11 protein-coding genes are annotated in these 12239 nt (G+C 72.2%); 2 read left to right on the plus strand and 9 right to left on the minus strand.

Annotated features, from left to right (window positions below; genetic code table 11):
- Positions 1-268 precede the first annotated feature (268 nt).
- The 3 genes from EV382_RS09935 to EV382_RS09945 all read right to left on the minus strand — a co-directional run bounded on the left by EV382_RS09935 (position 269) and on the right by EV382_RS09945 (position 2915).
- Complete coding sequence (locus EV382_RS09935) at positions 269-877, minus strand: bifunctional 4-hydroxy-2-oxoglutarate aldolase/2-dehydro-3-deoxy-phosphogluconate aldolase (RefSeq protein ID WP_130401274.1); 609 nt, start codon at positions 875-877, stop codon at positions 269-271.
- Positions 878-944: 67 nt separating this feature from the next.
- On the minus strand, positions 945-1970 hold the full coding sequence (locus tag EV382_RS09940) for a sugar kinase (protein WP_130401275.1): 1026 nt from the start codon (positions 1968-1970) through the stop codon (positions 945-947).
- 84 nt (positions 1971-2054) lie between these two features.
- A complete protein-coding gene (locus tag EV382_RS09945) occupies positions 2055-2915 on the minus strand; it encodes a S1 family peptidase (RefSeq protein WP_130401276.1) in 861 nt (286 codons plus the stop codon).
- Between the two features lie 170 nt (positions 2916-3085).
- Here EV382_RS09945 and EV382_RS09950 point away from each other — a divergent pair, with 170 nt between their 5' ends.
- Together EV382_RS09950 and EV382_RS09955 are read left to right on the plus strand one after the other, a co-directional pair.
- The gene (locus EV382_RS09950; protein WP_130401277.1) at positions 3086-4264 is read left to right on the plus strand and encodes a low temperature requirement protein A; all 1179 of its coding nucleotides are present in this window, start codon (positions 3086-3088) and stop codon (positions 4262-4264) included.
- A 76-nt stretch (positions 4265-4340) separates the two neighbouring features.
- A complete protein-coding gene (locus tag EV382_RS09955) occupies positions 4341-5525 on the plus strand; it encodes a low temperature requirement protein A (protein WP_130401278.1) in 1185 nt (394 codons plus the stop codon).
- Between the two features lie 10 nt (positions 5526-5535).
- On the opposite strand, the gene EV382_RS09960 is transcribed toward EV382_RS09955, so the two are convergent.
- The 6 genes from EV382_RS09960 to EV382_RS09985 all read right to left on the minus strand — a co-directional run bounded on the left by EV382_RS09960 (position 5536) and on the right by EV382_RS09985 (position 12181).
- Positions 5536-6108: a nucleosidase gene (locus EV382_RS09960; protein WP_130401279.1), complete on the minus strand. Its 573-nt coding sequence runs from the start codon at positions 6106-6108 to the stop codon at positions 5536-5538.
- A 37-nt stretch (positions 6109-6145) separates the two neighbouring features.
- Positions 6146-8839: an Hsp70 family protein gene (locus EV382_RS09965; RefSeq protein ID WP_130401280.1), complete on the minus strand. Its 2694-nt coding sequence runs from the start codon at positions 8837-8839 to the stop codon at positions 6146-6148.
- Positions 8840-8945: 106 nt separating this feature from the next.
- The gene (locus tag EV382_RS09970) at positions 8946-9989 is read right to left on the minus strand and encodes an OmpA family protein (RefSeq protein ID WP_130401281.1); all 1044 of its coding nucleotides are present in this window, start codon (positions 9987-9989) and stop codon (positions 8946-8948) included.
- Positions 9986-10390 carry a helix-hairpin-helix domain-containing protein gene (locus tag EV382_RS33350; RefSeq protein ID WP_244236615.1) on the minus strand — a complete coding sequence of 135 codons (405 nt, stop codon included), beginning with the start codon at positions 10388-10390 and terminating at the stop codon, positions 9986-9988. The genes EV382_RS09970 and EV382_RS33350 overlap by 4 nt, the downstream gene beginning before the upstream one ends.
- A 394-nt stretch (positions 10391-10784) precedes the next feature.
- Positions 10785-11477, minus strand: a complete 693-nt coding sequence (locus EV382_RS09980) for a RibD family protein (protein WP_130401282.1) — start codon at positions 11475-11477, stop codon at positions 10785-10787.
- On the minus strand, positions 11474-12181 hold the full coding sequence (locus EV382_RS09985; protein WP_130401283.1) for a GTP cyclohydrolase II: 708 nt from the start codon (positions 12179-12181) through the stop codon (positions 11474-11476). Before EV382_RS09985 ends, EV382_RS09980 begins: the two co-directional genes overlap by 4 nt.
- Between the last annotated feature and the right edge of the window lie 58 nt (positions 12182-12239).

Below are 12239 nucleotides of genomic sequence, written 5' to 3' on the forward strand. Positions count from 1 at the left end.
GCCCGCCACCGCGCCGCCCCCGCGCCGCCCCCGCGCCGCCCCCGCGCCGCCCCCGCGCCGCCCTCGCCCGCGCCCCCGGCCCGCCGCCCGCCGCCCGCCGCCCGCCGCCGTCGATCATGGAGTTGTGGTGCCGAGTAAACACCAAACGCACCTTTCGCACCCCACCATAACTCCATGATCGACGCGGCAGGGGCGGGGCGCGGGCGGGAGCGGGCAGGGCAGGGCGCGGGCGGGGCGGGGCGGGGCGGGGCGGGGACTGGTGGGGGTGTTACAGGGATGGGCGGGTTAGGGCTGACAGGCGGTCCAGCTGGTTTTCGTCGGACAGGGCTGAGCCGACTGCTACCACGCGTACGCCGGCTTGCAGGAACGCTCCCGCGTTACTCGCGTCCAGGCCGCCGGTCGCAACGAAGCGCGCCTGCGGCAGCGGGCCGGCCACCGCCTTGAACCAGGCCGGGCCGAGGGAGATCGCGGGGAACGCCTTGAGCCAGGTGAGGCCGTGCCGCAGCGCCTGCTGGGCCTCGGTGGGGGTGGCCACTCCGGGTAGGTGCGGCAGTCCGCGCGCGGCGGCAGCGTCGGCGACCGCGAGGTCCAAGCCGGGTGCGACGGTGAACCGGGCGCCCGCGTCGGCGGCCGCGGCGACCTGTTCGACGTCGAGCACCGTGCCGGCGCCGACGATCCGGTCGCGTTCGGCCCCCGCTTCGACGGCGGCCCGCAGCGCCGGCACCGCGTCGGCGGTGGCCACCGGAACCTCCACCACGTCGATGCCGAGGTCCCAGGCACGTTCGGCGAGCCGAACGGTCTCGGCGACCGGCAGGCCGCGCAGGATCGCCATCACCCGCGCGCCGCCGAAGATGTGGTCGAAGTCCGGTGTGGTCATGGTGCACTCCATCCGAGGTCGCGGTGACACGGTTACTGCTGGTCGGGTCGCTGGCCGGCGGCCCGACTCAGGTCGTCGCACCCAGGTCGGTCAGGTCGAGCGGCGACCAGGCGTCGGCGGGGGCGTCGATCAGCTTCTCGAACCAGGCCCATGGTGGGACCGGGGCGTTGTCGCCGCTGCTGGTCAGCGCCTGCGCGGCGACGAGGTGGCCGAGGCGCAACCGTCGCACCGGGTCGAGGTCGCGGAGCAGCCCGGCCAGGTAGCCGGCGGCGAACGCGTCCCCGGCGCCGACCGGCTCCACCACCGTCACCCGGGGAGCGGGCACGAAGACCGGCCCGGTGTCACGGAGCAGGGCGGTGGCACCCACCGCGCCGTCCTTGACCACCACCGTTCCCGGGCCGGGCAGCAGCTCACGGACGGCCGTCGGGTCGGTGACGCCCCAGAGGGTTTCCGCCTCGTCCTGCCCGACGAAGACGAGGTCGCAGCGGTTGGCGAGGTCACGCAACACGGGCGCGGCCTGCTCGGCGGGCCACAGCCGGGCCCGGTGGTTGACGTCGAAGCTGACCAACGCGTGCGGCAGCGGCCGGTCGGCCACCGCGTGCTCGACCATCGCCCGGCAGGAGGCGGAGAGCGCCGGGGTGATCCCGGACAGGTGCAGCACCCGGGCACCGGCCAGCGCCGGGTCGGCCAGCGTGGCGGGGTCCATCCGGGCGGCCGCCGAGCCGGCCCGGTAGTAGTGCACGGCGGTCCCCTCCGGGCGGGGGTCCTTGACGTACAGGCCGGTGGGGGCGGCCGGGTCCACGCACACCTGGTCGACGCGGACGCCGGCGGCGGCGACGTGCCGGACGACGGCCCGACCGAAGGGGTCGTCGCCGACCCGGCTCACCCACGTCGTCCGGTGTCCCAGGCGGGCGAGGTAACCGGCCACGTTGGACTCGGCCCCACCGACCGAGACGGCGACCCGCTCCGCATGCTCCAGCGGCTCACCTGGCGCGGGGCAGAGCACCACCATCGTCTCCCCCACCGCGGCCACCTCGACCGGCACCGAGCCGGCCGGGACGCTCGCCTGGTCAGGTCGTGGGTGGGTCGGCATCGGGCACACGTCCTCGCGGCAGGGGTGCTGGGCGTCGCCGAGCCTAGGTGTCGCGCGCGGGACGGGCAAGCCGCGTCCCGCCGGTCAGGGCAAGGTCAGCCCGTACGCGGCCAGCACCTCCGCGATCGGCTGGTAGTAGGTGGTGCCGCCGGTGGTGCAGTTGCCGCTGCCGCCGGAGAGGATGCCGAGGATGGTGCCGGTGGAGGCCACGTAGAGCGGCCCACCGCTGTCCCCCGGCTCGGCGCAGATGTTGGTGCGGACCAGGCCGTAGATCACGCCGGTGGCGTAGTTGACGGTCTGGTTGAGACCGGTGACCGTGCCGCAGCGGACACCGGTGGTGCTGCCGCTGCGGCACACCGCCTGACCGATGTACGCGTTGCCGGGGCCGTTGATGGTGAGCAGGCCGGGGTAGGTGTAGACCGCGCTCGGGTGGGCGATGCGCCCGGTGTAGCGGATCAGCCCGTAGTCGTTGGTGGGGTAGCTGGTGGCGGTGCGGGTGCCGAGCACGGTGCTCTGGGCGCTGTCGGCGTACCAGGTGGCGGCGGTGGTGGTGCAGTGCCCGGCGGTGATCACGTAGTAGGTGCTGCCGCTGCGCGCGTTCGCGCCGAGCGAGCAGCGGGTGCCGCCGCCGTAGATGCCCTGCCCGCCGGCGATCAGGGGGCGCAGGATTCCGGGCTCGCGGCGCAGCAGCGCCCCGGCACGGTCGGCCACCGCCCGCAGGGCGGTCAGTTCGCTGGGGGCCACGGTGTCGTCGACGGTGAGGGTCATCCGGCCGGCGTCGGGATCGAAGCCCCAGGCGGTGCCCGCGGTGCGTACCCCGGTCAGGATGGCTGCCGGGTCGGCGGTGGGCGTGGCTGCACGGTCGGGGACGGCGGCCTGCGCCGCTGCGGGCGCGACGAGCAGCAGGATGGCCAGGACGAGGGCGACCAGCGGGGAGCGGCGCATCCGAACCTCCGAATAGATCGAGATCTGTGGATGCGCCCAAGCATCGTCCGGCGTACGACGTCGTGGCAACCTCCCGCCGCCCTCTTCCCCGACCGGCGGGAATCTCCGATCCGAACACGGGCCGCGCCGCCACCGCCGATAATCCTCGGAGACACGGCGGGAGGCCGGGGATGACCACCAAAGGGACTACCGCGCTGGTACGCCGGATGGAGGGGTCGACCCGGGCCACGCTGCTGGAGCTGCTCTTCGACGTGGTCTTCGTGGCCGCCCTCGCGCTGACGTCGACGCTGTTGGCCGAGGAGCACTCCTGGTCCGGCGGCGCCAAGGTGCTGCTGATGCTGACCGCTATCTGGTGGACGTGGGCGATCACCGCGACCACCACCGAGTTCTACGACCCGCAGCAGCGACCGATCCAGGCCATCCTGATGATCGCCATGGTCGGTTCGGTGGGCATGGCGGTGGCACTGCCGATGATCACTGTCGGGCACATGCTGCTCTTCGTGCTCTCGTACGTCGGCACGCACGTGATCCGCTGCGTCATCCTGGTCGCCGCCCTGCACCGGCAGCGGCACCAGACGGCCCGGGAGCGGGCCACCCGGTTTCTCTTCTGGTTCTCGGTGTCGGCCGTCTTCTGGATCATCGGCGCGCTGCACAACGGTCCGAACTGGGGGTTCTGGGCGATCGCCGTCACGATCGACCTGGTCGGCTCGGCGGCCCGCTACCCCACGCCCTGGCTGGGTCGGGTGCCCATCGCCCAGTACCGGCGGATCACCGGGCACCTGAGCGAGAGGTACCAGCAGTTCATCATCCTGGCCCTCGGCGACATCCTCCTACTGCCGACCCTGCAGGTCAGCCGGGGCGACCTCGACGCATTCCGGATCATCGCCCTCCTCTGCGCGTTCGCCACCATGCTGCTGCTGTGGCAGATCTACGCCTTCCAGGCCGGCGATCTGGCGCTGGCGACCGCGTCCAACATGGTTCGGCCCGCGCGGCTGGCTCCGTACACCCATCTGGTGATGGTGGCCGGCGTGGTCGCCACGGCGGCCTCGTTCGAACGGATCGTCGACGAACCCACCGGAACGACGCCGACCCGACTGCTCCTGTTGATCATCGGCGGCCCGACGCTGTTCGTGCTCGGCCGCGTCCTGTTCACCTTCCTGGTGTCCGACGTCGTGCCGTGGCGGCGATTGACCTGGCTGTTCCTGCCACTGGTGATCCTGCCGTGGGCCGGCGGCTGGTCGCCGGTGCTCGTCACCGCGACCGTGGCGTTCGGGCTGGCCGGTCACATCGCCGTTCCGGGCGGAAACCGGGAGACCAGGCCGGGGGTGGAGGCAGAACAACCCGAGTGACGAATGAATCGCCGATCCGGGGACGGGCCGCGCCGGCACCGCCGATAATCCTCGCAGACACGGCGGGAGGCCGGGCATGACCACCGGAGGCACCGCGGCGCTGGTACGCCGGCTGGACGGGTCGAGCCGGGCCACGCTGCTGGAGCTGCTCTTCGACGTGGTCTTCGTGGCCGCCCTCGCGCAGACCTCGAAGCTCCTCGCCGACCAGGAATCCTGGGCCCGCGGCGGCGCGGTGATGCTAATGCTGATCGCGATCTGGTGGACGTGGTCGGTCACCTCCACCACGACCGAGTTCTACGATCCGCAACAGCGCCCCATCCAGGTCATCCTGATGGTCGCCATGGTCGGCTCGGTCGGGATGGCGGCAGCACTGCCGATGATCACCGGGGCGCAGGCCGCGACCTTCGCGCTCGCCTACGTCGGCACCCATGTGGTGCGTGGCATCGTCCTGCTCGGCACGTTGTACCGGCAGCAGCACCGCTCGACCCTGGCGCGGGCCGCCCGGTTCCTGTTCTGGTTCCTGGTGTCCGGCGTCCTCTGGATCGTCGGCGCGCTGACCGACAGCGGGCGGTGGTGGCTCTGGAGCATCGCGATCGCGATCGACCTGATCTCCGCGGCGGCGCGCTACCCCACACCCGGGCTCGGTCGGGTGCCGCTCGACCAGTACGACCGCACCACAGCGCACCTCGGCGAGCGGTACCAGCAGTTCGTCATCCTGGCCCTCGGCGACATCATCCTGGTGCCCACCCTGGAACTCGGTCGCAGCGAGTTCGACCGCCTCCGAATAACGGCCCTGATCTGCGGGTTCGTCATCATGCTGCTGCTCTGGCAGATCTACGTCTTCCGGGCCGGCGAGTTGCTCGAGACCGCGGCCGCGTCAGTGCCCGGCCGGTCCACCCGGATTGCTCCGTACACCCATCTGGTGCTGCTGATCGGCGTGGCCGTCACGGCGGCCTCCTTCGACCTGGTCGTCGACCGACCGACCGGGTCGACCCCGGTGCGGTGGTTGATGCTGATCGTCGGCGGACCGCTGCTGTTCGTGCTCGGCCGGGCACTGTTCACCTATCTGCTCTCCGCCCGTGTGCCGTGGCGGCGAGTGGCGTGGCAACTGCTGCCCCTGGTGCTGCTGCCCTGGGCCGGCGGCTGGCCACCGGTGCTGGTCAGCGCGGTCGTGGCCCTCGGGCTGGCCGGTCACGTCCTGGTCCCCGGCGGCGGCCGGGAAACCAGGCGAGGGCTCGGACCACGACCGGCCGTCGGATGACCGGCACCGATCAGGCCAGGTGTCGGCCGGCCCACTCGGCGAGGTCCCGGGCGCAGGCGTCCACGGACTCCTGCCAGGTCCGGGCCGCACCCTCCCCGGCCTCATCGCTGACCTGCTTGACCAGTCGGCACGGCACGCCGGCCTGCGCGGCCGCCCAGGCCACCGCGTACCCCTCCATGTCGACCAGGTCGGCGCGCTGCGCCAACCGGTCCCGCTCCGCGTCGTCGGCCACGAAGGTGTCACCGGTGGCCAGCACCGCGCCCTCGGCGGCCAGCGACAGCGGCGCCCCGTACGTCTCGCCGGTGAGCGTGCGCAACAGGTCGGTGTCCAGGTCGTGCTGGAGCACGGTGGCGACCTCGTGGATGCCGGCCAGCCCGGGGCGCAACGCCCCGGCCGTACCCAGGTTGAGCAGCAGGGCGGGGCGCGGCCCGGCGGCCAGCACCGCCGCCACCGCGCTGGCGGCGTTCACCTTGCCCATGCCGGTGAGCAGGACCGGCAGGTCGGGCGGCAGGTAGCGCGCCTCCTCCCCGACGGCAAGTACCACCAACGGGCGATCGGCGCGGACCGTACCTCGAAGATTCACCGGAGCATCGTACGAGCCGGCGCCTCGGCCGCTGACGTCAGTCGTCGGTGAAGCGGTACAGCACGAAGTCCTTCTCCGCCCCGCAGGCGATCACGTGGGTGTTCCACGAACAGGACGAGCTGCGCACGTTCTTCAGCTCACCCAACTCGTCGACCTCCCCGGACTTGGCCCACACCCCGGCCAGCACCCGGTTGTCCGCGACCACGCTGGGGGCCTTGGCGAAGACCAGCAGGTTGCCCTCGTCCAGGCGGACCGCCACCCCGCCCCGGTCCCGCAGCACCGGCTTGCCGGCAGCGTCGAAGACGGTGACGGTCGGCTCCGGGTACTCCCGTTGGGCGAGCACCCGCTCACCCAACGGGACCAGGCCGGTGACACCCGGCGCCGACCACTTGATCACCCGCTCGCCCTCGGTGGCCGCCACCACCTCGGTGCGCGCGGCGTCATTGTTCGGCACCTGCAACAGGCACGCCCGCCGCGCGCCGCAGGCCACCAGTTCCTTCGGGCGGTACTCGTCGTTGCCGGACCGGTGCAGCACCACCGGCTCGGCGTCGGAACCCAGGTCGTACGCGAGCAGTTGGAATCCACCCTCGTTGGCGGCCACGTACAGGCGGTCCTCATGCGCGACCACCAGGTCGTCGAGGTCGGCGACGCTGCCCCACTGGCGCAGTACCGTGCCGGAGGCCATGTCGAGCAGCCGTACCGACCGGTCCGCGCCCACCTGGATGAGTCGCCGCCCCTTGCCCGTCCACGGGTTGCGGGGCGTGCCGTCGACGAAGGCCGGCCCGCCCGCCGCCGCGTCGGTGCCGACCGGCTTGACGACGGTACGCCCACCGGCGTACTGGTCGCGGGGGTTGGGTTGGGTCCACTTCGGCGAGCCGTCGGTCAGGCGCAGGCCGACCAGTTCGTCCGCGGCCCGGTCCACCAGCACCGCTGTGTCGTCGGCGAAGTAGACATCGTCGTCACCACGGACAACGCGCTGCCAGCGCTGCTCACCGGTACGACCGTCGAGGACGGCAAGCGGCCGGGGGGCACTGCTGCCTGGTGCATCGGCGACGACCGCGACCGCCCCGGGGACGGCGATGATCCCCTCCCAGTCGTCGGCTTGCACCTTGGTCTGTCTGCGCCAGACCTCGTGCCCGTTGCCCGCGTCGACGGCCACCACCTCCAGCCGGCGGTCGGGTAGCGGAAACGCGAGGTAGGCCCGATCGTCGAGCACCGCCGTCCACATGTCGGCCGGACGTTCGGCGCCGGCCGGCGGACGGCGGTCCAGCTCGCGCAGCGAGTCGAACTTCAAGTCCGGGTAGCGGTCCCGGGTCAGGTAGAGCGTCGCCGCGGTGGACACCCCGACCAGGGCCAGCACCGCGCCGAGCACCACCCAGCGCGCCCACCGCCAGCGGGTCCCGCCGACCGGCGGGCTCGGGGTGGCACCGGCCAGGCCCGGCCCGGAGGGCGGGCCCATCGGCGGAGTGGATCCCGGCCAGGGCTGCGACGGTACGACCGGCGCGGGGGCTCCGGCCGGAACGGGTGGGCTCACCGGAGCCGGCGCGGGTGGTGCGGCTGCCGCCCCCGCGTACGCCGGGGTGGGCATCGGCTTGCGCAGCGGCAGGTCGGTCAGCGCGCCCTCGGCCACCGGCAACTCCGGCTGGTCCAGCACCGTCGGCGCGATCCCCAACTCGGCGTGCAGCATGCGGGCCACCAGCGGGATCCGTGACGACCCGCCCACGAGGAACAGCCCGGCGAGCTGATCGGGGCTGAGGCCGGCGGCGGCGATCACCTCCCGGGCCCGTTGCACCGCCCGCCGCAGCAGCGGTGTGGCCACCCGCTCGACGTCCGCCCGGGTCAGCTGGATCGTCTCGGCCACTCCCGGCACCGCGACCGGTGCGACCGCAGCTCGGGACAGGGTCTCCTTCGCGCCTCGCACCTCGTCCCAGAGCCGGATCTGGTCGCGGCGCTGCGCCGGATCCGCCGGTCGGGTGAGCCGGGCCCACTGTGCGGTGTGCCGCTCACCGACCAGCTCACCGACCCGGCGCACCAGCGCGGCGTCGAGGTCCAGGCCGCCGAGGTCGGGCAGACCACCGTCGGCGACCACGCTGAAGCCGGAGTCACCCCAGGGGTCCGCGCCCTCGTTGCGCAGCACCGCGACGTCGAGCGTCCCGCCACCGAAGTCGAACACCGCGATCGCCTCGCCGACCGGCACCGGACGGTGCAGCACCTGCGTGTAGTAGCGGGCGGCGGCCACCGGTTCGCGCAGCAACCGGGTGCCCGGCGGCGTCGGCCCGGCGAGGGTGTGCTCGGCCGCCTGCGGCCAGCCCGCCCGCAGCAGCGCGTCGGCGAGGACCTGCCGCCGCGTCGCGTCCCAGGCGGCCGGGCAGGTGACCACGGCCGGGGGCAGGAAACCCACCGCGCCCACCGCGGCCCGCCCGACCGCCGCCAGCACCGCGGCGAGCAGGTCGGCCGGCGGGTACGCGCGGTCGCCGAGTCGCACGGTCGGCTCGTCCACTCGACGCTTCGGGTTCGCCTCGAACCGGAGCGGGTCGGTCTGGGCCAGCCGGCGGGCATCCCAGCCGGTGTGCAGGGTGCCGTCCGGATCGGCATAGACGGCGGACGGGCTGAGCGGTTGACCGTCCATCAGCAACGGACGGGTTCGCCCGTCCGGCCAGCGCAGCACCGCGACCGTGTTGGACGTACCGAGGTCGACGCCGAGAGCGAAACCCTCGTGCTGGCCTGCCATGAACTGATACCTCCGCCGCGAACGAGGGGAACTCGACCCCGCATCGTACGCAGGCCCCGCCGCCCTGCTGATCACTCGGTTCGGGGCGACCGGTGGCGTCTCCGGTTCATGAGCGACCGTCACCGGTGAGCAGTTCCACCCGTCGATTCTCGGCGCGGTTGGCCGCGGAGGTGTCGGGGACCTTGAGACGCGTCTCCCCGAACCCGGTGGCGCTGAGCCGGTCGACGGCGACGCCCTGCGCGGCCAGGAAGTCCTGCACCGCCTCGGCCCGTGCGCGGCTGAGAACGAGGTTCGACTCGGCCGATCCGGTGGCATCGGTGTGGCCCTCGATCCGCAGCCGGGTGCTCGGATTGGCCTTGAGGAGCCGGCTCACCATGACCAGACTCGCCTCGGAGGCGGTGGTGAGTGAGTCACCGCCGGAGGCGAACGTGAGCTGCGGCAGGTCGCGCAGTTGCTGTGCAACGTCCGGAATCGCGAGCTGGTCGACGACCGGGGCGCCGGTTGCCCGAGCCGCTGTCAACACCGCGTTCTTGTGCGCCTCGGAGGAGACCGCGCCGCTCACGGTCAACGTGCCGCCGTCGAGCTGCACCGTCGCACCGGTGGCGCGGTGGCCGATCGCGCGCAGCACGTCCGCCAAGCCGGGCAGCGCGGCGTCGGTCACGCCAGCGTCGACCGTGAGGCGGTCCTCGACGCTCTCGGCATCGAGGGCGGCGGCCGCGCCGACCAGCGCGGTTCGCGCGCTCTCGCTGGGCACGGTGCCGCTGACCGATGCCGTGCCGTGGCCCATCACCACAAGCGCCGACGGTGGTACGAGCACCGCCTTCGCTGGTGCGGGAGGCACCTGCGCTTCGGCGGCCCGTACGCCTTCCAGCGGCCGGACGATGTCGAGGGCCTGTTCCGCTTCGGCGGGCGAGCCCGCCGTGAGCCATCCATCGCGTCCAGTGAAGGTGACCCGCACGTCGGAGAGGCCGGCCGAGTGCAACGCCTGCGTCGAACGCTGGGTCAGGTCGGCCTCCATCCGGTGCCGATTCGGTAGTTGCTGCGCGGCCATCAGCACAGCCAGACCGAGCACGGCCACGATCAGGCCGACCAGGGGCCGGAAGCGGCGCTTGTTGTTCGACGTGTTCGGCTTCCAGTTCTGCAGCATCATGCCCGCCCGGTGTCGCGGCCGGCCACCAGCAGCTCGGTGAGCTTCAGGAAGCCCTCTTCGTCGCCGTCGGCGAGCAACTGCGCCTGACGGCCCCAGGTCACCAGGCTGGGGGCGAAGGACAGGCCCGCCTTCTCGATGGCCGCGCGGCGGGTGGTGTCATCGGTCTCGGCGAGCTGACGGAAGGTGCGGATGCCGGCGGCGCGCAGCGCGTTCGCCATCTTCGGGCCGATGCCTTCGATGCGCTCCAACTCTTCGCGGGGAGGCTCGACGGGATCGGTTCGTGGGGGTGCGACGGGCTCTGGTGCGGTCTTGCGGTTTCCCCAGACGAGCCACCCGACGAGCAATCCCAGCAGAAAAGCTGCCAGGATAATGAACAGCGACTGGTTGACGAACCAGGCCACGTAAAGCCTCCAGAATGGATGTACGAAGAATGTGCGCGTGCCAATGTCCGCGCGCAGTTACTTGATCATCCTAAGTGGAGGGTCACGCTTCGGAAAGCCGACGGAATCGCGAAATGATCACAATTGAATAAACGGCAGTCGAGCGAGGTTTGAACGGTTGCGAACCCTCCATCACCGGGGTTGCATTCGCATTCCGTGACGCCCGAGGCTCGATTCTTTCCAATGGCGCTGACAAAGGTCGGCGTGCGCCGGTGGAGATGCCTCAACCGCAGGCGTCTTGCGGCCGGCCAGGCATGGCCGGGATAAGCGTGATGCCTGTGAGTCATCATGATGATTCACAGGCATCACGCTCAACGGAGTAGCCGGCCCCAGGCTCAATACCTCTGAGGTGGCGTCAGGCCTCGCCGAAACGGTCGGAGAGGGCGTAGCGGAGCAGGACCACGTCGCCGATCTGGCGGGCCTCGACCAGGTGGGCGCGCCGACCCGGGTGCCAGGGGAAATGACCCTCGCCGACGAACCGGGGCGCCCGACCGTCACCGACGAAGAACGGGGCGACGACCAGGTGCAGTTCGTCGGCGAGCCCGGCGGTGAGGAACTGGGCGTGCACCGTCCCGCCGCCCTCCACCATCAACCGCGCCACGCCCCGCGCGGCCAGGTCGGTCAGCAGCCATGCCGGGTCGACAGGGTCGCCCGCGTCGATCACGGTGGCGAGTCGGCCGACCCGTTCCTGGGTCTTCTCCAACGCGCCGCTGGCGCAGTAGACGAGCCGGGTCGGATCACCGGCGGTGAAGAAGCGGGCGGCCGGGTCGAGGTCACCCTGGGCGGTCAGGGTGACCTTGGTGGGCGAGGCGGGTCGACCGGCCGCCACCCGCTCGGCCTGGCGGGTGGGTGAGCGCACCAGCAGCCGAGGGTTGTCGCGTCGGACGGTGGCGGCGCCGACCAGGATGGCATCGCAGCTGGCCCGGACCGCGTCGACCCGATCCAGGTCGTCCTCGTTGGAGAGCAGTAACCGCTGCTCGGAGGCGTCGTCGATGTACCCGTCGATGGAGGTGGCACAACTCAGCAGCACGTACGGCCGCCGGCTCATCGGGAGCCGGGCCGCTCAGGAGTACGACCGGCAAGCACATCCGGCGCCTCGGCTGCCTCGACCTCCGCCGCCTCGACCTCCGCCGCCTTGGCCGCCTTCGCCGCCAGGTAGTCCGCGTTGGCCGCCGAGAGGAAGACGCTGGTGAGCACCCGTTCGGTCACGTCCACGCCCAGCCGGGTCAACTGCTCGGCCTTGTCCGGGTTGCTGCTCAGCAGTCGGATCCGCGGCACGCCCAACGTGGCCAGCATCTGCGCGGCGACGGTGTAGTCCCGCTCGTCCTCACCCCGGCCCAGGGCGACGTTGGCCTGGTAGGTGTCCAACCCGGCGTCCTGCAACGCATACGCGTCCAGTTTGGCGTACAACCCGATGCCCCGGCCCTCCTGCCGAAGGTAGAGCAGGAAACCTCCGGTCTCGGCGATCCGCTGCACCGCCTCGCGCAGTTGCGGCCCGCAGTCGCAGCGTTCGCTGCCGAACACGTCGCCGGTCAGGCACTCGCTGTGCGGACGGACCAGCAGGGCTTCTCCCCCGGCGGCGGCCCGGTCCAGGGCACCCGCCCAGTCGCCGAGGCCGAGGGCCAGGTGCTCCCGACCGTCCACCAGGCCCTTGAAGGTGAACACCCGGGCGGTCGTTCGGTAGCCGTCGGGAAACGCCAGCGGCACCGTGACCTGCGTGCGGATCGTGGCAACCGGCAATGCTTCGGGCATGGGACTCCTTCGTCCGGCGCCACCGCCATCCGGCGACGCGTACGGTCTCACAACCGAC

The organism is Micromonospora violae, from assembly GCF_004217135.1.
Taxonomy (GTDB): Bacteria; Actinomycetota; Actinomycetes; order Mycobacteriales; family Micromonosporaceae; genus Micromonospora; species Micromonospora violae.